The 22,484-nt window shown below is 59.3% G+C and carries 19 protein-coding genes; 12 read left to right on the forward strand and 7 right to left on the reverse strand.

Annotated features, from left to right (window positions below; genetic code table 11):
* Nucleotides 1–103: 103 nt before the first annotated feature.
* Both NW833_RS03855 and NW833_RS03860 read right to left on the reverse strand, forming a co-directional pair.
* On the reverse strand, nucleotides 104–1,165 hold the full coding sequence (locus tag NW833_RS03855; RefSeq protein WP_414395498.1) for a heme o synthase: 1,062 nt from the start codon (nucleotides 1,163–1,165) through the stop codon (nucleotides 104–106).
* Between the two features lie 4 nt (nucleotides 1,166–1,169).
* Nucleotides 1,170–2,165 carry a COX15/CtaA family protein gene (locus NW833_RS03860; RefSeq protein WP_414411625.1) on the reverse strand — a complete coding sequence of 332 codons (996 nt, stop codon included), beginning with the start codon at nucleotides 2,163–2,165 and terminating at the stop codon, nucleotides 1,170–1,172.
* A 439-nt stretch (nucleotides 2,166–2,604) separates the two neighbouring features.
* On the opposite strand from NW833_RS03860, the gene NW833_RS03865 reads away from it, so the two are divergent.
* From NW833_RS03865 to NW833_RS03875, 3 genes are all read left to right on the forward strand, one after another.
* Nucleotides 2,605–3,618 (forward strand): cytochrome c oxidase subunit II, encoded by a 1,014-nt coding sequence (locus NW833_RS03865; protein ID WP_414411604.1) that lies wholly within the window; start codon nucleotides 2,605–2,607, stop codon nucleotides 3,616–3,618.
* A 19-nt stretch (nucleotides 3,619–3,637) separates the two neighbouring features.
* Nucleotides 3,638–5,344 (forward strand): cytochrome c oxidase subunit I, encoded by a 1,707-nt coding sequence (ctaD, locus tag NW833_RS03870; RefSeq protein ID WP_414411605.1) that lies wholly within the window; start codon nucleotides 3,638–3,640, stop codon nucleotides 5,342–5,344.
* Between the two features lie 111 nt (nucleotides 5,345–5,455).
* Nucleotides 5,456–6,067 carry a cytochrome c oxidase subunit 3 gene (locus tag NW833_RS03875; RefSeq protein WP_414411606.1) on the forward strand — a complete coding sequence of 204 codons (612 nt, stop codon included), beginning with the start codon at nucleotides 5,456–5,458 and terminating at the stop codon, nucleotides 6,065–6,067.
* Between the two features lie 61 nt (nucleotides 6,068–6,128).
* Here the strand turns inward: NW833_RS03875 and holA are convergent, their stop codons facing one another.
* Complete coding sequence (holA, locus tag NW833_RS03880) at nucleotides 6,129–7,106, reverse strand: DNA polymerase III subunit delta (protein ID WP_414411607.1); 978 nt, start codon at nucleotides 7,104–7,106, stop codon at nucleotides 6,129–6,131.
* Nucleotides 7,107–7,627: 521 nt separating this feature from the next.
* Between holA and NW833_RS03885 the strand changes: the two genes are divergently transcribed.
* The 9 genes from NW833_RS03885 to NW833_RS03925 all read left to right on the forward strand — a co-directional run bounded on the left by NW833_RS03885 (nucleotide 7,628) and on the right by NW833_RS03925 (nucleotide 17,826).
* Nucleotides 7,628–9,052, forward strand: a complete 1,425-nt coding sequence (locus NW833_RS03885; protein WP_414411608.1) for an IctB family putative bicarbonate transporter — start codon at nucleotides 7,628–7,630, stop codon at nucleotides 9,050–9,052.
* A gap of 65 nt (nucleotides 9,053–9,117) precedes the next feature.
* The gene (locus NW833_RS03890; RefSeq protein WP_414395514.1) at nucleotides 9,118–9,456 is read left to right on the forward strand and encodes a P-II family nitrogen regulator; all 339 of its coding nucleotides are present in this window, start codon (nucleotides 9,118–9,120) and stop codon (nucleotides 9,454–9,456) included.
* A gap of 119 nt (nucleotides 9,457–9,575) precedes the next feature.
* Nucleotides 9,576–10,982, forward strand: a complete 1,407-nt coding sequence (locus NW833_RS03895) for an ammonium transporter (protein ID WP_414411609.1) — start codon at nucleotides 9,576–9,578, stop codon at nucleotides 10,980–10,982.
* 98 nt (nucleotides 10,983–11,080) lie between these two features.
* Nucleotides 11,081–11,788 (forward strand): 2-C-methyl-D-erythritol 4-phosphate cytidylyltransferase, encoded by a 708-nt coding sequence (gene ispD / locus NW833_RS03900; protein ID WP_414411610.1) that lies wholly within the window; start codon nucleotides 11,081–11,083, stop codon nucleotides 11,786–11,788.
* A 46-nt stretch (nucleotides 11,789–11,834) separates the two neighbouring features.
* Entirely contained in the window at nucleotides 11,835–12,629 is a 795-nt protein-coding gene (gene cobM, locus NW833_RS03905) for a precorrin-4 C(11)-methyltransferase (protein ID WP_414411611.1), read from the forward strand.
* A 79-nt stretch (nucleotides 12,630–12,708) separates the two neighbouring features.
* Nucleotides 12,709–14,436, forward strand: coding sequence for an ABC transporter permease (locus NW833_RS03910; RefSeq protein ID WP_414411612.1), 1,728 nt, complete (start codon nucleotides 12,709–12,711; stop codon nucleotides 14,434–14,436).
* Between the two features lie 25 nt (nucleotides 14,437–14,461).
* Nucleotides 14,462–15,790: a nitrate/sulfonate/bicarbonate ABC transporter ATP-binding protein gene (locus tag NW833_RS03915; RefSeq protein WP_414395524.1), complete on the forward strand. Its 1,329-nt coding sequence runs from the start codon at nucleotides 14,462–14,464 to the stop codon at nucleotides 15,788–15,790.
* A 160-nt stretch (nucleotides 15,791–15,950) separates the two neighbouring features.
* On the forward strand, nucleotides 15,951–17,318 hold the full coding sequence (gene thiC, locus NW833_RS03920) for a phosphomethylpyrimidine synthase (protein ID WP_414411613.1): 1,368 nt from the start codon (nucleotides 15,951–15,953) through the stop codon (nucleotides 17,316–17,318).
* A gap of 115 nt (nucleotides 17,319–17,433) precedes the next feature.
* Nucleotides 17,434–17,826: a VOC family protein gene (locus NW833_RS03925; protein ID WP_414395528.1), complete on the forward strand. Its 393-nt coding sequence runs from the start codon at nucleotides 17,434–17,436 to the stop codon at nucleotides 17,824–17,826.
* A 56-nt stretch (nucleotides 17,827–17,882) separates the two neighbouring features.
* On the opposite strand, the gene NW833_RS03930 is transcribed toward NW833_RS03925, so the two are convergent.
* The 4 genes from NW833_RS03930 to plsX form a co-directional block, all read right to left on the reverse strand.
* Nucleotides 17,883–19,295 (reverse strand): phosphoglucomutase/phosphomannomutase family protein, encoded by a 1,413-nt coding sequence (locus NW833_RS03930; protein ID WP_414411614.1) that lies wholly within the window; start codon nucleotides 19,293–19,295, stop codon nucleotides 17,883–17,885.
* 70 nt (nucleotides 19,296–19,365) lie between these two features.
* Nucleotides 19,366–20,247, reverse strand: coding sequence for an ACP S-malonyltransferase (fabD, locus tag NW833_RS03935; RefSeq protein WP_414411615.1), 882 nt, complete (start codon nucleotides 20,245–20,247; stop codon nucleotides 19,366–19,368).
* Between the two features lie 17 nt (nucleotides 20,248–20,264).
* Nucleotides 20,265–21,272, reverse strand: coding sequence for a beta-ketoacyl-ACP synthase III (locus NW833_RS03940; RefSeq protein WP_414395532.1), 1,008 nt, complete (start codon nucleotides 21,270–21,272; stop codon nucleotides 20,265–20,267).
* A 5-nt stretch (nucleotides 21,273–21,277) separates the two neighbouring features.
* Nucleotides 21,278–22,327 (reverse strand): phosphate acyltransferase PlsX, encoded by a 1,050-nt coding sequence (gene plsX / locus NW833_RS03945; RefSeq protein WP_414411626.1) that lies wholly within the window; start codon nucleotides 22,325–22,327, stop codon nucleotides 21,278–21,280.
* Nucleotides 22,328–22,484: the final 157 nt, after the last annotated feature.

Below are 22,484 nucleotides of genomic sequence, written 5' to 3' on the forward strand. Positions count from 1 at the left end.
ACCCGTAGCAAGCAGTATCGCAAAACAAGGGTGGGCCATAGAACAGTTTTTCGCAAGCCCCACAATGCTGCCGGCTGAGCCAACTAGGGTAATCGGTGAGTTGTCAACCCAGGGATCCCCCTTCTACAAGCTGGCCGGCCAGCGCCACTAGAGGGGCATAGATCCCCTGGAGGGAGGCAAGGGCTTGCTCCCAGAGGGCGTGGGTCAACGACCACCTGTCCAAGCCCATGGCGCCGCACAACAGCAGCAAGTAGAGGTTGGCAAAGGTGAAGAGAGAGGCTGCCCGCTCCCGATCCTGCGGCCTCCGCAACAGCTGCATGGCTTTCCAAACCAAAAGGGATCCCAGCAGCACTGCCGCGCTTAGGTACAAGGATCCCAGCACGTGCAAGGGGTAGACCAACAACAAGCTAACCGGAACCACCAGCAGCGCGTAGAGAAGAATTTGAGCGGCAGTTGGCCTTTCTCCTGCTACCACCGGCAGCATGGGCACGCCGGCGCGGGCATAGTCTTCTTGCTTTAGAATCGCCAAAGCCCAGAAGTGGGGCGGGGTCCACAGAAAGATGATGGCAAACATCACCCAGGCGGCCCAGCTCAGCTTGCCCGTAGCTGCTGCCCAGCCCACCAAAGGCGGGATCGCCCCCGCAGCTCCGCCGATCACGATGTTCTGGGGGCTGGAGCGCTTCAGCCAGTGGGTATAGACCCCTACGTACACTAGGATCCCTGCCATGGCCAGACCAGCGGCCAGGAGGTTGGTGAAATAGGCCAGTAAGCTGAAGGAGACCAGGGTAAGGATCCCGGCAAACACCAGAGCGTGGCGCGCCTGAATGCGGCCAGCAGGCAGAGGACGGTGGCAGGTTCGCTCCATCAGCCGGTCGATATCGGCGTCGTACACCATGTTGAGGACATTGGCTGCTGCTGCCGCCATCCCACCCCCTAGGAGGGTGACGCCAAACTTGAACGGATCCGTATTGCCTGCCATCCACATGGCGCCAGCCGTGGTCACCAACAGCAAGGCGATGATCTTCGGCTTCACCAACTGGCTATAGCTGCGCAAAAGTTGGCCTAGGCTTGGGCACTGACTAGCCCCTGGCGTGGCGTTAAGGCCTCCGGCCCGCTGGCGCGAATGGCAAGCGGCTGGGCGGTAGCTTTGAAGGATCTCTGCCATGGAACTACTCAAAGGCCTCCGTCCCGCTGGCGCGAACAGTGATTGCTACAGCCGCGGCCCCTGGCTGAGTGCCAGCCCTGTCTTCTCCCTGCCTAGGGGCACTGTTGCGCAGGCGCCAGGCCAGCACCGTAAAGCCCAGCAAACACCCCAGCAAAGCTGCCCCAACCATCTGGTGGGCTACTGTCAAGGGCTCCACCTGCAGTCGGTAGCGATAGGTGAGAACACCAACTCCCACCTGGGCGAGCAAAAGCCCCACCGACCCATAGCCCAGCAGCTTGAGAATCTTTGGGACCCGCCGCCGACCTGTGGCCGCCGCCACCCCCACCACCGCTAGCGTGGCTGGAGCTACTCCCAGCAAGTGGCTGTTCATGACCCCACACAACTCGCCCGCAGCCAAGCACTGGTGCAAAGCCCATCGCGAGGCTACCAAGGCCCCCAGCAGACTCTGGACATACACCAGCAACACCGCCACCAAACCCAGCCAAGGCAAATAGCCAACTGCAGCTCTCCCCTCCAAGGCCTCCGTCCGAGTAGCGCGTTCGCGATAGCGGCGCGGAGCGCGTATGGAAGAAGCAAAGCGCGGCAAAACGAGCAACCCGAGGGTGAGCAGCGTAGCAAAAAATAGCAGGCCCGTGCCCAGGTGAGCCGTCACAATGTCAAAACGCAACAGCTCCGTCACTGTCAGCCCGCCCAGGATCCCTTGGGCCACGACCAAGACAAAAGCCCAGCTCAGACCCCAGGGCAGCCAATTGGGCAAGGCCTTGCGCTTCAGCCAGGCAAACCCCACTAGCACCAGCGTGGCCAAGCCCACACCGGCAGCCACCAGGCGGTGAAACCACTCCAGAAACACTTGCAGGTTCATCTGCTCGGTGGGCAGCAGCTCCCCATAGCAGAGAGGCCAGTCTGGACAGGCAAGTCCAGCATTCATAACTCGAGTCGCACTGCCTAGCCCCATCAACAGCCAAGTGGCCGCTGCTAGACCCAGCAGAGCTCGCCCCATGCGCAGAGAAAGCTCCCTCCCTGGCAAGGGAAAGGCCTCCGGCCCGCTGGCGCGAACGGGACAAGAAGAGAGGAGGCGAGATCGAGGAATTGAGGGGTCCATTGCAGTTGAAAAAATACTTCAATCAAGCCTGCCTATGGAAAGAGGCCAACACTCTGCACTAAGTAAAAGGCAGGTCTTTCTGCAACGGATTCTAAATGCGGCTTTGCGGTTGGCAAAGGCTTTTTAAGAATTTCTTTGTGCTGAGCTACGCTTCCTCAGTAGACGGCCGCTGTGAAGCTAGGGATCCGGCGCTCCGACCGAGATCCCGAAAAGATCCCTAAGGACAGACACTTCTCTCCAGCTCCTGCAAGTTGAATGGAAATGAGTACGAGCCTGCTCTGGCTCTGTTGGCAGAATCTGCTGGAGTGGGCAGGCAGTAGCAGGGGGAAAAGCAGCTGTGAGTGCCCTCAAAAATATCCTTTTGGTGGGGATTGGGGTTCTGTTAGCCCTAGCCAGCCTCTGGTATGGCCAGAATCACCATCTCCTCCCCGAAGCGGCAGCCAACTCAGCTCCCCTCTTCGATAGCCTCTTCAACAGCACCATCACCATCGCCACCGGCATCTTTCTGGTGGTGGAAGGGGTGCTCCTCTACTGTGTCATCCGCTACCGCAAGCGACGGGGGGAGCACGGCGACGGGGATCCCAGTCACGGCAATGTGCTGTTGGAGATCGTGTGGACAGCAGTGCCGGCTCTGATCATCCTTTGGTTGGGCCTAGCCAGCATAGATGTCTACCAGGCTATTTACGGAGGCACCAATGTGGGCGGGCATATGCACGCGGCCATGGGGATGGGCTCTTCCGAGGAAGCCAAGGCAGGGGAGCCGGGCTATGCCTATACCCCTGTGGTGCTACCTGGGAAAGAGATGGGCCAGCCGGATCTGGTGGTTCAGGTGCAGGGCATGCAATACGGTTGGCTGTTTACCTATGAATCGGGCTTGGTGACTAGTGAGCTCCACCTTCCCCTCAACAGGCGGGTGCGCCTGAATATGACGGCCCTTGATGTCAACCATGCCTTCTGGGTGCCGCAATTTCGCCTAAAGCAGGATCTCATTCCAGGCCGAGAGACCCACCTAGAGTTTGTGCCTACCCAGTTGGGGACTTACCCCATCATCTGCGCGGAGCTGTGCGGCCCCTACCACGGGGTAATGGCTACGCAATTGATTGTGGAAAGACCAGAAGACTTCGAGCGCTGGCAGCAGGAGCAACTTTTAGCCGCTCGCGGCGATAGCAGTGCCCTAGCTCTTGCTGCAGACTCTCCTACCACCCATCATCACCCTCCGGCTGATTCCCCTGCGGCTGCTTCGGCTTTTGCCCAAGTCCACCACCAGCGTTTGGGGGTCTCGCCTGCGGATTTGACCTCTCTCAAACTCCACAAGGACTCCGTCCCGCTGACGCGAACGGGAACAGGCTGAAACTAGGAGCTTTTTTGCAATGACTCAGCTACAGGACAATCCTAGCCTCGTTGCTGCCCCCAGGAGCAGCCTGGATCCGCCTGCAGAACCTTGGTGGCGCTTCTTGACCTTCTCCACGGATCACAAGGTCATCGGGATCCAGTATTTGGTGACCACCTTTTTCTTCTACTTGGTGGGGGGAGCGCTGGCTGTAGCAGTACGAGCCGAGCTGGCTACCCCAGAGGCGGACTTTCTTGGCTTTGAGCGGTACAATGGCGCCTTTACCCTGCACGCCACGATCATGATCTTTTTGTGGATCGTGCCGGCTTTGGTGGGGGGCTTCGGCAATTACCTCGTGCCGCTGATGATTGGGGCGCGGGACATGGCCTTTCCCAAGCTCAATGCAGTGGCCTTTTGGCTGGTTCCGCCTACTGGGATCTTGCTCTTGGCTAGCTTGTTTCTAGAACCCCCATCTGCTGGCTGGACTTCCTACCCGCCTCTGAGTTTAGTTAGCGGCAAGGTGGGGGAAGAGCTCTGGATCCTGAGTATCTTGCTGGCGGGGACGTCTTCAATCCTAGGCGCAGTTAACTTCATCACCACCATCCTGAAAATGCGCATGCCCGGCATGAGGATGCAGGACATGCCGCTGTTTTGCTGGGCCATGCTAGCAGCGTCTGTTCTCACCCTCATTGCAACACCGGTTTTGGCCGGCGCGTTGATCTTGCTGAGTTTTGACCTGTTGGCGGGCACGTCCTTTTTTAACCCCAGCGGTGGCGGGGATCCGGTGGTGTACCAGCACATGTTCTGGTTTTACTCCCACCCGGCGGTTTACATCATGATCTTGCCGGTCTTCGGTATCATCTCCGAGATTTTGCCGGTGCATGCTCGCAAGCCTATCTTTGCCTACAAGGCCATCGCCTATTCCAGCTTGGCCATTTGCTTTTTGGGGTTGATCGTCTGGGCGCACCACATGTTTACCAGCGGCACCCCGGACTGGATGCGGGTGTTCTTCATGATTGCTACTATGTCCGTTGCTGTTCCCACGGGGATCAAGGTGTTTAGTTGGCTAGCTACTTTGTGGGGCGGCAAAATCCACTTCCGGTCGGCCATGCTGTTTAGCCTTGGCTTTATCTCGATGTTTGTCATCGGGGGGTTGAGCGGCATTATCCTCGCTTCAGTTCCCCTGGATATCCACGTCCACGACACCTACTTTGTGGTGGCCCACCTGCACTATGTGTTGTTCGGCGGCAGCGTGTTCGGGATCTATGCCGGCATCTACCACTGGTTCCCCAAGATGACCGGGCGGCTGCTGAACGAGTTTTGGGGGCGGGTGCATTTTGCGCTAACCTTTGTCGGCTTCAACATGTGCTTTTTGCCAATGCACAAGCTGGGCCTGATGGGGATGCCCCGCCGCGTGGCCCAGTACGATCCCCAATTTGCCGACCTCAACTGGATTAGCTCCGTGGGGGCCTTTATTCTTGCCATTTCCACGCTGCCCTTCTTGGTTAACGCCATCTACTCCTGGGTGGCCGGTCCCAAGGCCGGAGACAACCCCTGGCAGGCCTTGACGCTGGAGTGGACGACCTCTTCCCCACCGCCCCCCCACAACTTCTACGGGGATCCCATTCTGCTGACTGGTCCCTACGACTACGGCCTGCACAGCAAGGAAACCTTGGATTACTTTGCTGCCCAGTTGAAGAGCTTGCGGGAGCTGGCGTTGGCAGAAGCGGAGACTACCTCTTCTTAGCAAGTGGCTTGCTGGGTGGGTATTCTCGGCTGGCCTGCCCCCATGGTCTTGGGAGGAATTCAAGAAAAGGACTACGTCCCGCTAACGCGAACGGTTTGATTGGGCAAGAATATGCAAGGATCCCTCAGTTCTGATGCTGTGATGCTCGGTCACCCTCAGGCTCACGCCGCTCATGCTGAGCACCCAGATCATCGCGTTTTTGGTCTATTGATGTTCCTGGTAGCGGAAGGCTGTCTATTCTTGGGCCTGTTCATGGCCTACTTGGCCTACAGCCTTACCGCCCCAGTCTGGCCACCGGAAGGGACGCCGGAGTTGGAGTTGCTTTTGCCCAGCATCAACACGGTGATTTTGCTATCCAGCAGCTTGGTTATTCACAAAGCCGGGTTGGCCATCAAGGCCGATGATGTCAAGGGCCTGAGACTGTGGTTTGCTCTCACTGCCCTGATGGGTGCCATCTTCCTGGCTGGGCAGCTCTACGAGTACAGCCACCTGGAGTTTGGCCTCACCACCAATTTGTTTGCCAGCACCTTCTATGTCTTGACCGGGTTTCACGGGCTGCACGTGGCAGCAGGGTTGCTGTTTATTTTGGCGGTGCTTTGGCGCTCCCTGAAGCCAGGGCACTACAGTGCCCAACATCACTTTGGCGTCGAGGCCGCTGAGATCTATTGGCACTTTGTGGATGGGGTGTGGATTGTGCTATTTATCCTGCTCTATCTGCTTTGAGTACCGAAGCTCAGAGAATTGTCAGAACTGTCCCTAGACTGAGCAGCAAGGGCGGAGAAGTTCAAGATTTCTGGAGAATAGCCACGATCTGAATCAGAGCCTCTTGAAACACTTCTCGCTCTGGCTGACCTTGCTTGAGCTGATATTCCAGTTGTAAAAGTTGCTCCATCACCCCCAGCAGCGCCGAGCTTTTTAGGGATCCCACCTCTTTCTGTAAGAAGTAAACCCGGCTGGGATTGGCGATCTCTGCTTTTTGGGCGATGACTTTGGGATCCCGTTCTCCTTCTTCAAGCAGCAGCCGCACCCACAGCCAGGTGCGGAATTGGCCCACCAAAACCGCTAGAATCTTCAGGGCTGGCTCGTTGGAATCCAGCAGATGGGTCAGGATCTGCAGGGCCCGATCCAAGTTGCCCTGGCGCAGGGAGGCGGCCAGTTGAAAGCTGTTGTAGGCGCTAGCAGGAACCAGGGCCTCGATTTGCTCAGGGGAGATGGGATCCCGTTGGCCCGCCGTAAACAAAGCCAGCTTTTCCAATTCCATTGCCAATCGGCGACTATCGTTGCCCACCGCCTCAGCTAACTTCTGGGCTGCCTCTGGGCTGAGCTTGAGATCCCGCTGCTGGGCCTCGCTGTGTACCTGCTTGAGAATGCCCTCTTCATCCCAGGGGGCCAGTTGGGAAAACTCGCGGACAATGGCCACTTTTTTTAGGAGCTGGGTAGATTTGAGCCGCCCATCCGGCTTGCTGCTAGTGGTCAAGAGCAAATGGGTGGTGGGAGGCAAATAGGCTAACGTCCGCTCCAGTTCTTTGGATAGCTCTTCCGGGCAATGCTGGGTAAGCGTTGTCTCTTCCAGCCAAACCAAGCGGGCATTGGATCCCAGAGGCGGCGTCATGGCTTGGTTGAGACCAGCAAGCGTGGCTTCCGGAGGCAGGCGATCGTAGTTAAAGGCTGACCAGTTGGGATCCAGCACTTGATCGCGCAGCTCTTGCACCGCCTGCATCAAGCGATAGCTGTCATCCCCCCAGTAAAGGTAAACGGGCATACTGCCCTTTTCCGTAGTTTCTCTAGGCGTTATTTTACCTAAATCATGCTTTGTCCGAAACCTCCCAGAGAAAGCCTGGCCAAGTTCAAGCTTCTTCCCTCTCTGGAACAAGGTGTCAGCTTTGCAGATCTTTACCTTTTCCCTAGGTGGGCGAATTCTGTATTCCCACTGAAGAACCGTCATCAATCTTTTCCTAAATTAATCCTGAGAGATGGGATCCGAGGGAGGATTGCCAGCAATGGACAGCAGGGGAGAACTGGAGTTCAAAGTCCAAGTTTTGGCCCGCTGCCTGGGATCCGCTCTGGCTTTAGGACGGCCCACCCGCGTGCAAATTCACTACTGCAATTCCCAAGCCTTCAACGCAGGTCAGTCGGGAGCGGCACCTCTAAACTCTGAAGAGGTGGAGAGATCCCAACCAAGCACAAGAAGCTAGCCTTTGGCCTTTGGTTTCCTGCCCCTGGCCGTTGGGGATATAGACTTTGGAAAAGAAGAGGAGGCGCCTAGCGGGCAGGAGAAGCGCTGTGGAACAAGCAAGGCAACCGTGGCAAGCTCTGCTGCTGCGGGATTTTCCCATCGAGTCCTGGTGGCAGGGCAGCTTTCTGGGCGGCCTGTTGGGATCCTTAAGAAACTGGGGCCAAGGTAGCTTACTTGTCCAAGCTGGCGACTGGCTTGGCTTGGGGCTGGTGCTGCTCTACTGGGTCTTTTCTGCGCAGAGCTCCACTGGCATCCTAGGGCTGATTCTGCTGGCCATGGCCGCTCTGGTGGGCCTGGGCGCTTTGGTGGAAATGCCGATGGGTCTGCCGCTGCACCTGCCCCTGGGCCTTTTCTGGGGAATTGCCACCTTGGCAACCATTCTCTCCCCGGTTTCCTACGCAGCACGGGAGGGCTGGCTGAAACTGACACTTTACCTAGCCGGCTATTTGTTGTTGCATCGTCTGCTGCGCAAGCCCCAGTTCCGGGATTGGACCGTCGGATCCCTGCTTTTGGTCAGCTTGGCGATGGGGGTCTATGGCCTGCGGCAATACTTTTACGGGGCTGCCGAGCTGGCCACCTGGGTGGATCCGGAATCGGGCTTGGCAGGCCTGACGCGGGTGTACAGCTATCTGCGCAACCCCAATTTGTATGGGGGCTACCTGGTTCCGCTCCTCCCCCTGGGGCTGGCTGCCATCTTCCTCTGGCCGGGCTGGGGGATCAAGCTCCTGGTGGGGTTTACAACCGCCGTCAACTTCATCTGCCTGGTGCTGACCTACAGCCGCGGCGCCTGGATTGGCGGCCTAGCAGCGCTGGGAATGATGGCGGTGCTGCTGGCGCAATGGCACACCCCCCACTTGCCGGCCCGTTGGCGGCGTTGGACGCTGCCGGCTCTGTTGGGAGGGGGAGCAGCCGCGCTGTTGCTTGCCATCCTAACAGTACGTCCCCTGCGGCTGCGGGCTCAGAGTCTCTTTTGGGGACGGCTAGATACCAGCAACAATTTTCGTCTCAACGTCTGGGCGGCAGTGTTGGACATGATCCGCGACTTTCCCATCTTGGGGATCGGCCCGGGCAATGTTGCCTTTAGCCGCGTCTATCCCCTCTACCAGCGGGGCAACTTCAGCGCCCTCGGGGCCTATTCCGTGCCGCTGCAACTTACCGTGGAGACTGGCTTTCTTGGATCCCTGGCTTTTGCCTGGTTTTTGCTGGTGCTCTGGGATCACGGCTGGAGATGCTGGAACCGGTTGCTTAGCTCCCGGGATCCCGAGGGCCTGTGGGTGGCCGCAGGCTTAGCGGCTTGCACTGGCATGATGGCCCACGGGCTGGTGGACACCATCTGGTACCGCCCTCAGGTGCAGATGCTGTGGTGGCTGGCGGTGGCTCTCGTTACAGCCAAGCTGGCTTCCTCCAGGACTCAGCCTTCGTCTAATAGTCCCAGAGGGAAGCTCCTCTCGCCGTCACAAGACTGTATCTGAAGTTACAACTTGCGGGGGATAGCGATGCTAAAAGTGAGCCGAGCTATCTGGGGCAGAGAAAGCAAATGAAGAAGATTGAAGCTATCATTCGGCCCTTCAAGCTTGATGAGGTGAAGGTAGCCCTGGTTAATGCCGGAATTGTCGGCATGACCGTAACCGAGGTGCGGGGGTTTGGTCGGCAGAAAGGACAGACTGAGCGCTATCGGGGATCCGAGTACACCGTCGAGTTCCTGCAGAAGCTAAAGGTGGAGATCGTGGTCGAGGATGACCTGGTGGATACAGTGGTGGAGAAGCTAATTGCAGCAGCTCGCACTGGCGAAATTGGGGACGGCAAGATTTTCATCAGCCCCGTCGAGAAAACCATCCGCATCCGCACCGGTGAACTGAACCAAGACGCCCTGTGAAGGAGCTGTTTTTGCAGTCTCTCACCTCAGCCTCATCTTGGCTTGGGAGGTGGCAGGGCGTATCTTTTCGTTGTAATGGCGTTGCCAAAAGTACCGTCTTGCTAGGTGAGTCGAAAAACATGTCTACAATGATGATCCAAAGGCTCAAAGGCCAAGTAGTGCAGCGGCTCTGGCGACCAGCCCAGTGGGGCTTAGCTGCTGCGCTGACGATTTCCCTGGTTTTTCTACTTGGTCAGGAGAGCGCCTTCGCTCAGGATGCCGAAGCTGTCCAGGAAAACGCCAACACCATCTGGACACTGGTGGCGGCAGCCTTAGTGTTCTTCATGCAAGCTGGCTTTGCCATGGTGGAGACGGGCTTTACCCGCTCCAAAAATGCTGCCAACATCATGATGAAAAACCTAATGGACTTCTGCATGGGCTGCTGCGCCTTCTGGTTCATTGGGTTTGGCCTGATGTTTGGCCAGAATGGCGGCTTCTTCGGCAGGAGCTGGTTTGCTTTTAGCTGGCAGCAAGCCCACGAAGCAGGGGACTGGCCTTTTACGTTCTTCGTCTTTCAGATGGTCTTTGCCGCCACCGCTACCACCATCGTTTCCGGGGCCATGGCGGAGCGCACCAAGTTCGTGGCCTACCTCATCTACTCTGTCGTCATCTCTGGGCTGATCTACCCCATCTCGGGGAGCTGGGCCTGGAATGGCCTGTTCGGCGACTACAACGGCGGCACCAAGGGCTGGTTGGAAAACCTGGGCTTTATCGACTTTGCCGGGTCAGGGGTGGTGCACCTGGTGGGAGGCGCTGCCGCATTGGCCGGGGCAATGGTGGTTGGCCCTCGCATTGGCAAGTATGGCCCTGACGGGGAGCCGCGGGCAATTCCTGGGCACAACCTGCCCCTGGGGATGCTGGGGGTGTTCATCCTCACCTTGGGTTGGATTGGATTCAACGCTGGCTCGACCACTGCTGCCAGCCCTGATGTTGGCTGGATCGCTATGAACACGCTGCTGGCAGCTTCGGCAGGAGCCATTGGCGCGATGATCACCTGCTGGGCGCATTTTGGCAAGCCAGACATGACCTTTGCTGCTAACGGGGTACTGGCCGGCTTGGTAGGGATCACCGCTCCTTGCAACACCGTCCACCCGCTGGGAGCTTTGATCATTGGGTCGGTTGCCGGGATTCTGGTGGTGATCTCGGTGGTGATCTTGGATACGGTGCTGAAAGTTGACGACCCGGTGGGCGCCATTTCAGTACACGGTACCTGTGGCATCTGGGGGCTGTTGGCGGCAGGGATCCCTTGGTTTGCCCATGCCGAGTCAGGAGTGACCTGGGCGCAATTTGGGGTGCAGGTCGTGGGGGCTCTAGCCTATTTCTTCTGGCCCTTTATCACCTGCTTGATCCTGTTTTTGATCCTCAAGGCAACCGTTGGCCTGCGCACCAGTGCCGAAGAGGAGCTGGCCGGCTTGGATGTGGGCGAGCACGGTAACGTGGCCTACCCGGATTTTGTCAGCGCTGCAGCCAACTTGGAGCAGTCTTGAGGCGGGGCCGAGGGTTGCTGTGCCGGCAATCCTGAAGGGGGCCAAGCGGGCCCCCCCTTACTTTAAACTGGAAAGCGGCTGGATGTTCTTGCAGCTTCATGCACCTCTTGATCCCGGCGGCCGGCAGTGGCAAGCGGATGGGGGCGACAGTCAACAAGCTGCTGTTGCCGCTTTTGGGCCGGCCAATTTTGGCTTGGACGCTGGAAGCTGCAGCTCGGGCCTGCTCCATTGAGTGGATTGGCATTCTCTGCCAGCCCCACGACTGGCCAGCCATCGAGGCCATCGTAGCGGCAGTTGCTCCGGCCAAGCCAGTACAGCTTCTGGTGGGAGGAGCCACGCGGCAGGAGTCGGTTTACAGGGGAGTTGAGTATCTCTATAGCCTGGGAACGGTAGAACGGGTGCTGATCCACGATGGGGCCCGCTGCCTGGCTACGCCGGCGCTCTTTGATCGCTGCAGCGCTGCCCTACAGCAGGTGGATGGCTTGATTGCGGCGATCCCTGTCAAAGACACGATTAAAGTGACCGAGAGCGGCCCCAAGGGGATCCGAATCCAAGCGACGCCAGAGCGCAGCCGACTGTGGGCAGCACAAACGCCCCAGGGCTTTCGCCTGTCGTTGCTGTGGCAAGCCCATCGGGAGGCCCTGGCCCAAGGTTGGCAGGTAACTGATGATGCGGCCCTATTCGAGAAGCTGGGTTGGCCGGTTTACATCGTGGAAGGGGAGGAGTCCAATCTCAAGCTGACCACTCCCTTGGATATGCTGCTGGCAGCCCAAATCCTCCAGCAGCGTCTCGTCCCAGCCCCCTAGCTCCTCCTGTTAGGAGGCACGCTGCGAGAGTAAAGAAAGAGAGTCAATGCCCAAGTCACCTTCGCCCTACTGGCCTGTTTGCATTGTTGGCGCTGGCCCTGGGGATCCAGAGCTCATAACCCTGCGCGGCCAGAGAGTCCTCTCGCAAGCAGATGTAGTCTTCTACGCCGGATCTTTGGTGCCAGAGGGAATGCTGGCCCACTGTCGCCCTGGGGTTGAGGCCATCGACACGCGCTCCCTTACCCTAGAGACGTTGCTGCCGCAAATTGTGGAACGGGTCAAGGCAGGGCTGCGGGTGGTGCGGCTGCAGGATGGGGATCCCTGTCTTTACGGCGCTCTACACGAGCTGCTGGTTCGGTTGGCTGAGGCAGGGATCCCCTTTGAGATCGTGCCGGGGGTGAGCGCCTTTCAGCTGGCAGCGGCTCGTTTAGGGGTAGAGCTGACGGTGCCGGAAGTGGTGCAGACCATCATCCTCACCCGTGCCAGCGGTCGAACGCGCGTGCCGGAAGCAGAAGCTTTAGCCAGTCTAGCGGCTCACCGCGCCTCTTTGTGTCTGTACCTGAGCGCTCGCCACGTGGAACAGGCCCAGGCGGATCTCCTAGCCCACTATCCCGCTGATACCCCCGTTGCCATTTGCTACCGTTTGGGGTGGCCGGACGAGCAGATCTGGCTGGGATCCCTGGCGGAGATGGCTGCCCTTAGCCGGCAAGCTGGCCTAGAGCGCACGGTGCTCTATCTCATCAGCCCAGTGCTGCGGGGTCTGGCAGGAGGTGGCTTGGCTCGCTCGCGGCTCTACAGCCCTGACCACGCCCATCTCTTCCGCCCCAAGCTTCGCCACTAGACTCCCAGTCAGGTAGCTTCCCGCTCTGGCTAGGCGGGAAGGTGTACACTGGGTGCTGGCGTAGGCTGCCTCGAGGGAGATGCGGACTTTTCCTTCGCCGGAGGTGCTTCGACGGCTGCCAGCAGGGGCTGCCGATGGAGCCATCATTCTCGGCACGTTGGTTCTCCTGGCGGTAGTGGCCCAGGTGGGGGCAGGGGCTTTTGAGCAGTTTCAGCCGCCAGCCGTGGTGCCCCGAATCGACTTGGATCCGCGCAAGCTGCCCTACTATGCCGCCCGCTCCACCTTGCGCATGTTCATTGCCCTCGCCTTCTCCACTCTTTTCACCCTGATCTACGGGTACGTGGCTGCGAAAAGTCGCTGGGCAGAGCGAATTTTGATCCCCTTGCTAGACATCCTGCAATCAGTGCCGGTGTTGGGGTTCCTCTCCATTACTGTCACTGGCTTCATTGCCCTTTTTCCTGGCAGCTTGCTGGGACTGGAGGCGGCTTCTATCTTTGCCATCTTCACCAGCCAGGTCTGGAACATGACCTTTTCCTTCTACCAGTCCCTGCGCACTTTGCCGCAAGAGCTCGTGGAAGCTGCTACCCTGTATCGCCTCTCAGGCTGGCAGCGCTTTACCCAGTTGGAGCTGCCGGCGGCAATGGTCGGTCTCATCTGGAACGCCATGATGAGCTTTGGCGGGGGGTGGTTCTTTGTGGCCGCTAGCGAGGCCATTAGCGTGCTCAACCAGGAGTATACGCTGCCGGGCCTGGGATCCTACGTGGAAGCCGCCATTCAAGCCGAGGACTTGCCCAAGCTGGGGTGGGCGATCCTAACCATGGCAGTGGTGATCCTGCTGGTGGATCAGCTCTTCTGGCGGCCTCTGGTTGCTTGGTCAGACAAGTTTCGCCTGGAACAGAGCGCTGGGGCGGCTGTGCCGGAGTCCTGGCTGTATGATCTGCTCACCACCGCCCGGATCCCGCGGCTCATTGGCAGGGGGTTTTCCCCTTTGGCAGAGGGGGTGGATCGGCTGTTGGCTTACCTGACCCGCCCCCGCTGGGGAGATCCCCTCAGCCCCGAGGCTGAGCGGCGCCGTGAGCAGCTATTGACCCGGCTCTCCTGGTTGGCTATTGGCGGCCTTGGGGTTTGGATTGTCTATTTCGTATCCACCACCGTCGGCTTTGGGGAGGTGATGCTAGTCTTTGGCCTGGGGATCCTCACGCTGCTGCGGGTTAGCGTGCTCTTGGCTTTAGCCACTGTGGTCTGGACGCCAATTGGGGTGGCCATTGGCTTTAATCCACGCCTAGCGAAGCTGCTGCAGCCAGTGGTGCAGTTTCTAGCAGCTTTTCCGGCCAATTTTCTTTTTCCCTTTGCCACATTGCTTTTCATCCGCGCCCAGATCAGCATTGAGTGGGGCAGCATTTTGCTGATGTCTCTGGGAGCGCAGTGGTACATTCTCTTCAACTCCATTGCCGGCGCCCAGAGCATCCCCACCGATTTGCGAGAAATGGCTATGAATTTGGGTCTGCGGGGATGGAAGCTCTGGCAAAAGCTGATCATCCCAGGGATCTTCTCCGCCTGGGTCACTGGAGGAATAACAGCTAGCGGCGGTGCTTGGAATGCCAGCATTGTCTCCGAGATCGTAACCTGGGGAGCGACAACTCTAAAAGCTACGGGCCTAGGCACCTACATTGCCGAAGCAACCGCAGGGGGAGATTGGCCCCGCATTACCTTGGGCATTGGCATGATGAGTCTGTTTGTGGTAGGCATCAATCGCCTCTTCTGGCGGCGGTTGTATCAATTGGCAGAGGAAAAATATCACCTTTAGTCTTTATCAATCTCTTTATCAATCTATGAGCTCGGCAACTTCCCCTGTTTTGATTAAGGTTGAGAACGTCTACAAGCGCTTTCCTTTGCCCGAGGGCAAGGGAGAGTTTACAGTCTTAAGCCAGATTGATTTGGAGGTGCGGGCAGGGGAAGTCTTGGCTCTGCTGGGCCGCAGCGGCAGCGGCAAGAGTACCCTGCTGCGCATCATGGCAGGCTTGATCCCCCCTAGCCAAGGGCAGGTGTGGAGCAATGGCCGACCCCTGCGCGGCCCCAACCCCGACGTGGCCATGGTGTTTCAAAGCTTTGCCCTTCTGCCGTGGCTGACAGTACAAGAAAATGTGGAGCTGGGGCTAAAAGCGCAAGGGATCCCGCGCGAGATCCGGCGGCAAAAGGCTCTCAAGGCCATCGACCTGGTGGGGCTGGATGGATTTGAGAATGCCTACCCCAAGGAACTCTCGGGGGGCATGAAGCAGCGAGTGGGCTTTGCCCGCGCCTTTGTCTTGGAGCCGAAGGTGCTTTTCATGGACGAGCCCTTCAGCGCCCTGGACGTGCTGACAGCGGAGAACCTGCGGGGGGAGATCGACGAGCTGTGGAACACCCACGCCTTCCCTTCCCAGAGCATTCTCATCGTGACCCACAACATCGAAGAGGCGGTGTTTTTGGCGGATCGGGTAGTGATCCTGGGCTCCAAACCAGGGCGGATCCGGGGAGAGGTGAAAATCGACCTGCCGCGACCCCATGAACGTACGGATCCCCGATTTAAGTCCCTGGTGGACTACATCTACGAGATCATGACCAATCCGGAGATCCCGGTAACCAGTGAGGTGGCTGTCCCCAGGGCCCCCTCCCCCTACGCCTTGCCTCTACCCCACGCGCGGGTGGGCGGCATCAGCGGTCTGCTGGAGCTCATTGTGGAATGGCCGCAGGCACGGGTGGAAATTGCCGAGCTGGCTGAACGGCTGCAACTGGCCGTAGACGACCTGCTGCCGATTCTGGATGCAGCAGTGCTGTTGGGCTTTGCCGAGGTAACCGGCAGGGTGGTCCAACTCACCGAGATTGGCCAAGACTTTGCCAACACCACCATCCTGCGCAGCAAGGATCTCTTCCGGCAACAGCTACTGGCACGGGTGCCCGTGTTCCGCAGCATCCTGCAGACTCTGGAAGAAAAAAACAGCCGCTCCATGCGGGCGGACTTCTTCTTGGATCTCTGGGACGAGCATTTCCCGCATGAAGAGGCCGAGCGGCAGTTTGCCACTGCCATTGACTGGGGCCGCTATGCAGAGCTCTTTGAATACGATGCCTCAGAAGACCGACTCTACCTGCCGGAGCCAAGCGAGAGTTCCTCTGCGCAATAGCCCGTTGGCCTCAACGTTCCCTCTGAGCCTTTGTTAGATTTCGGAAAGTCCCAAAATTCGGTGATAGGATCACAGCACGCTAGAGGTATCTGGGGGCTCCCCTCCTCAGAACCTGATCTGATTCGTACCAGCGTAGGCAAGCAAGCACCGGAGTTAGGCCATGAGCAGCGAATGGGTGGCCCGCCGTCGTGGGCAAGCAAACGTTACTCAGATGCACTATGCCCGCCAGGGCATCATTACCGAAGAGATGGAGTATGTGGCTCGCCGGGAGCAGCTGCCCCCGGAACTCATCCGCTCGGAAGTAGCTCGGGGTCGCATGATCATCCCCGCCAACATCAACCACACCAACCTCGAGCCGATGTGCATTGGGATTGCTTCCCGCTGCAAAGTCAACGTCAACATCGGCGCTTCCCCCACCTCTTCCAGCTTGGCTGAGGAACTGGAAAAGCTAAAGTTGGCCATCAAATACGGCGCCGACACGGTTATGGATCTGTCTACCGGCGGCGGCAATTTGGATGAAATTCGCACGGCCATTATCCAAGCCTCGCCAATTCCTGTCGGCACGGTACCCATCTACCAAGCTCTAGAAAGCGTCCATGGCAATGTCGAAAAGCTTTCAGAAGAGGATATTTTGCACATTATCGAAAAGCAGGCTCAGCAAGGGGTGGACTACATGACCATCCATGCTGGGATCCTCATTCAACATTTGCCGCTGGTGCGCAACCGGCTAACGGGCATTGTTTCTCGCGGCGGCGGGATCCTAGCCCGTTGGATGTTGGTCCACCACAAGCAAAATCCGCTTTATACCCGCTTCCGCGACATCATCGAGATCTTCAAGAAATACGACGTTTCCTTTAGCCTGGGCGATGCCCTGCGACCGGGATGCTTGCACGATGCCTCTGACGAGGCCCAGATGGCCGAGTTAAAGACCCTGGGCCAGTTGACCCGCATGGCCTGGGAGCACGATGTGCAGGTGATGGTGGAAGGGCCAGGGCACGTGCCGATGGATCAAATTGAGTTTAACGTGCGCAAGCAAATGGAGGAATGCGACGAGGCTCCCTTCTACGTCTTGGGACCTTTGGTTACTGATATTGCTGCTGGCTACGACCACATCAGCTCTGCTATTGGGGCGGCCTTGGCCGGTTGGTATGGGGCGGCAATGCTTTGCTACGTCACCCCCAAAGAACACTTGGGTTTACCCAATGCAGAGGACGTGCGCAATGGCCTCATTGCCTACAAAATTGCTGCTCATGCTGCGGATATTGCCCGCCATCGGCCTGGGGCCAGGGATCGCGACGATGAGATGGCTAGAGCCCGCTATAACTTTGATTGGAATCGACAATTTGAGTTGTCCCTAGATCCAGAGCGAGCTCGCGAATACCACGACGAGACCTTGCCGGCAGATATCTACAAAACGGCAGAGTTTTGCTCGATGTGCGGGCCTAAGTTCTGCCCCATGCAAACCAAAATGGATGCAGAGGCCTTAGACGAACTAGAGCGCTTCTTGGCCAAGCAGCCAATGGGATAAGCGCCGGTTGTCTGCAAGGTTAGCTCTGTATCACACAAAGTTCCCCGTTCCTGGGGAGAAGGGGATCCCCTGCGCAGGCTATGCTGGGCTATAGGGGTTGAGTAGAGAGGAGGATATGGCACTTAGGCAACTGGGACATGTTGCCATCCGTGTCGGAGACGTCTCCAAGGCGGTAGAGTTCTACGAAAAGTTGGGGATGGTCAATGTCTGGAAGGATCCCGACTGGGCCTACATGAAAGCTGGGGACGACGGGCTGGCGCTGTTGGGTCCAGGCTACCGGGCGGCAGGGCCCCACTTTGGCTTTGTCTTCAGCACTAGGGAGGAGCTGGAGGAGCACCATCGGCGCCTGCAAGCAGAGGGGATCCCGGTGGGCGAGATCCACACCCACCGAGACGGTACCGCCTCCTTCTATGGCAAGGATCCCGATGGCAACCTGTTTGAATTTGTCTACGAGCCGCCAGGCACTTTTGACCGAGCCAAAGCCAAGACAACAGAAGCAACTTCTTAAAACAGTGGCGCGAACTCTGAGCCACTATTGCGCAGAAGTAGAGATGGTGGGAGGCCTCAGTTTTCTCCCACCTTTTTGCTGAGCAGCCCAGCCGCCCAATCCAAAAGATGGTTCACTGCTTCCGCGGTTTGGGCTTCCGCATACAGCCGCAGCAGAGGCTCAGTGCCGCTGCCGCGGATCATCACCCAACTGCCGTCGGCAAGCGTAAACTTGTGGCCGTCTTTGTCGAAATGCTTGATCACCTTCTGTCCCAAAATCTCAGACGGGGGATCCCTCTGCAGCCGTTGGAATAGCTGGGTTTGTTGACTTTGACCCCCTAGGGGCAGGTCGCGGCGCTGGTAAACCGAGCTAAACCCCTCTCGTTCCTGCAAAGCTCTGTAGAGGGCGCTCAGGTCTTGCCCGGTTTCGGTAACGGCTTCGATCAAGTACAGCGCCGAAAGCAGGGCATCCCGCTCGGGGATGTGGCCCAGGTAGCCAATGCCACCCGATTCCTCTCCCCCCAACAACACCTGGGTGCTCAGCATGCGCTCGGCAATGTACTTGAAGCCCACGGGTGTTTCCGTAACCGGCAGGCCATAGCGCCCGGCCACCTTGACAAACAGCTCCGAGCCACTGAGGGTTTTGACGACTTCCCCCCGCAGCCCGCGCCGCCCTGCCAAGTGGTCGATGAGGATGGGGATGAGCACCTGGGGGCTGAGAAAATGGCCTTGTCCGTCGAGGGCGGCAATGCGGTCGGCGTCGCCATCGAAGACCAAGCCGATTTTCAAGGGGGCAGGATCGGCGGCAATGAGCTGGGCAGAAGCCTGCAGGTTTTGCGGCAGCGGCTCCGGTGAGACTCCGCCAAACAAGGGATCCCGCCGCGCCTGCAATTCCATCACCTTCTCCCCCAACAGCCGCTTGAGGCCACCGGCGCCGGAACCAAACATGACATCCACCCAGATCTTGGCTGGGGAGCTTCTAAGCTTTTCTAGATCCACAAAGCGACTAAGCTGAGCCAGGTAGCCGGGCCAGGGATCCCAGGTGTGAATAGGGGCGCGGGTGGATCCCAGGGGCTGCAGGCTACTCAGCTCCCGCTCAATGGCAGCGGTGACCTCCGGGGGCACAGAGCCGCCAAAGCCACCTTTGACCTTAAGGCCGGAATAGTGGGGCGGGTTGTGGCTGGCGGTAATCACCAAGGCGCCATGGCAGCCCTGCTCTTTGGCTCCCCAACTAAAGGCCGGCGTTGGGGCCGCACAGGCGGAGAGGTAGACGGGGATCCCCAGTCGAGCCACCACCTCAGCTGCGTGGGCCGCAAAGCGTTCAGAGAGAAAACGGTTGTCGTAGCCAATGAGGATCCCTTCGCCAGGATAGGTGCGGGCCAACACCTGGGCGCTGGCTTGGGCGGCAAGGGCCAAGTTCTGAAACGTAAAGCCCTCGGCAATGACTGCTCGCCAGCCGTCGGTGCCAAAGCGAATGGAGTTGGCCGCCATGGTTGCCCCCAAGTCCCCCTCGACTACACATAGCACGGAAGTAGCCGCCTCTATCCCAACGCTTTGGGCTCTAGCTGCCCGCTGGGTAGTCGCTGAGGCTGCTGATGTTGCGCCGTCGCAAGCTGGGCGCTGTCCGCTTCACCAGGCCCGTCAGCACGTTGCCAGGGCCAATTTCCCACACCTCTTGAACGCCGTCGGCAGCCATCTGCAGCACCGTTTCTCGCCACCGCACAGGGGCTGTCATCTGAGCCAGCAGCGCCTGTTTGAGGGCCTGGGGATCGCGGCTGGCCGTGGCGGTGCAATTGCTATAGACCGGCACCCGGGGTGTCTGAAACTCAACTTCCCGCAACCGGTGGGCAAACTTTTCTGCTGCTGCCTGCATAAAAGGGGAGTGGAAGGCGCCGCTGACTTTGAGGGGAACGGTGCGCTTGGCCTGCAACTGCTCACAGACAGCCTGCACCCCCTCCACCGAGCCGCTGATTACCACCTGCTCCGGGCTGTTGTCGTTGGCAATGGTAACGTTGGGGGTCATCTGGCAGAGGTGCTCCAGCTTGGTGCGATCAAACCCAATCACCGCTGCCATGCTGCCAGGGGGATCCCCTGCCCGCTCCATCAGTTGGCCTCGTAGGCTCACCAGCCGCAGGCCGGTTTCAAAATCAAACACTCCGGCGGCATAGAGGGCACTGTACTCCCCCAGGCTGTGGCCAGCAGTGCAGCCAGGCGTCTGGCCCTGGGCATAGAGGTAGTCACTCAAGAGGGCCGACACGGTAAACAAGGCCGGCTGCGTATAGCGGGTCTGGTGGATCTGCTCTTCGGAAAGGGCCAAGGGATCCCACCCCAGCACCTCCCGCGCCAAAGCCAACTTCTGGGCAGCTCCTGGCCAGTCTTGGAGATCCCTTCCCATGCCTACCACTTGGGATCCCTGGCCAGGATAGATCCAGGCAATGGTCATCACCACCCCTCCCGAGCTCATCGGCCCCAGCGAAAGACAATGGCTCCCCAGGTGAGGCCAGCGCCAAAGCCTGCCATCACCCCCAGATCCCCATGGCCAAACCGCCCTTGACCAATCCATTCGGCCAGGGCAATGGGGATCGAGGCGCCGGAGGTGTTGCCGTAGCGCTCCAGGACGCTGGCCACTTGCTGCGTCTGCAGCTGCAAGCGCTTGGCCACGGCATCGAGGATGCGCTGGTTGGCCTGGTGGATGAAGTAGCCCTGGACTGCCTCGGCTGGAATCCCAGCCTGAAGGAGGGCTTTCTCGATAACCTCTGGCACCGCCTGGACGGCAAACTTATAGACCTCGCGGCCGTTCATGACGATGGGGCAACAGCGGTACTGCCCCACCCGCAGGGATCCCACCAGGGGCTTAGCTTCGGTGGCCATGGCCAAGCTAAGTAGCTCGCTGCCCTTGCCATCGCTGCGCAGCTCAATGCTGAGGATCCCATCGGCTCCCACCTCTCCCACTTCCAGCACCACCGCCCCTGCTCCATCCCCAAACAAAACGCAGGTGGCGCGGTCTGTCCAGTCGACGGCGCGAGAGAGCACATCGGCTGCCACCACCAGCGCCCGCCGGTACAGCCCAGTTTGCAGAAACTGGGCCGCCGTGGCCACCGCAAACACAAACCCCGTACAAGCTGCCGTTAGGTCAAAGGCCACTGCCCGACTTGCCCCCAGGGCTGCCTGCACCCGCGGGGCCGAGCCAAAGCGATCGACAGCGGTGGAAGTGGCTAGCAGAAGTAAGTCGAGCTCCTGCGGCAGGATCCCAGCTTGATCCAGAGCAGCTCTTGCCGCCTGGGCCGCCAGATCCACTACACTCAGCTCCGGGGGCAGGATGCGCCGCTGGCGAATGCCGGTGCGAGGCCAAATCCACTCATCAGAAGTGGCAACAATCTGGCTCAGGTCATCGTTGCTCAGGCAGGGATCCGGAAGGGCAGCCCCTACCCCCACAAGGTGTACGCTGGGGAGGCGGTTGTTGGGCATGGGCCCTACCCTTCCCCTCGCTCCAGGGATCCCAACGGCAAGGGACCGGAGGTGTTCCCAGGGCGCTGCTCGGTGCTGGCTTCAGGTTCGCGAGGGTCAACCATTTCCGCCTGCAGTCGCTGCAAGACTTTCTGCTCTGCCGCCTCTTTGGCTAGACGAATGGCGTGGTACACCATTGGCGCCTTGGAGCTGCCGTGGGTAATGACGCAGATGCCGTTAACCCCCAGCAGCAAGGCGCCCCCATACTCCACGTAGTCCATGCGCCGCTTTACCTGCTGGAGGTTAGGCCGGAGCAGCCAGCAACCCAGCTTGCCGCGCCAGCCCCGGGGCAGCTCTTCCCGCAGCACCTGAGTGATCACCTGGCCGACGCTCTCAGCAAACTTGAGCAGGGCGTTGCCGACAAAGCCGTCGCAGACCACCACGTCAAAGTCCCCGGTCAACACGTCTCGCCCCTCCGCATTGCCGGCAAAGTGGATCCCTGGCAACTGGGCCAGGCGCTGGTGGGTGGCTAGGGCTAGATCGTTGCCCTTGTTGGGTTCCTCGCCGATGTTGAGCAGGCCGACCCGCGGCTTCTCAATCCCCAGGACGCACTGGCAGTAGAGGGATCCCATGCGGGCAAACTGTTCCAAAAAGCGGGGCCGGCAATCCACGTTGGCACCCACATCCAGCAACAGCACCGGCTTTCCCTTGAGGGTAGGCAAAAGGGCAGCGATGGCTGGGCGGTCAATCCCTGCCAAGCGACCCAAGTGGAGATAAGCGGCCGCCATTGCCGCACCCGTGTTGCCGGCAGCCACCACTGCATCCGCCTGCCCAGCGCGCACCTGCTGCATGCAAACATTGATGGAGGCTTTCGGCTTTCTGCGCACCGCCAGAGGCTCTTCGGCCATGCCCACCTCTTCCTCAGCAGGCACGAGGGCAACTTTAGGCGGCAGGGGCCGGGGTAAAAAAGGCTCGAGGGCCTCTAGCCGACCTACCAGTGCAATCTCCACTTGCAGCTGCTGTTGGGCCAGTAGGGCGCCCTTGACAATCTCCGCGGGAGCGTAGTCGCCCCCCATGGCATCAACCGCAATTCGCACGAGTTGACCTCACCCTGCAACCCTTCTAGTCAGCCGACCTTGCGGATCGCCGCTCTCTAGATCCCGTCAGCCGCAAGGGGCTACCGAATTCTACCAAAAAACTGGATCCAAAGCCCTGCCCCCTGGCCACCTGCCC

It is taken from the genome of Synechococcus sp. O70.1 (assembly GCF_047462215.1).
Lineage (GTDB): Bacteria > Cyanobacteriota > Cyanobacteriia > Thermostichales > Thermostichaceae > Thermostichus.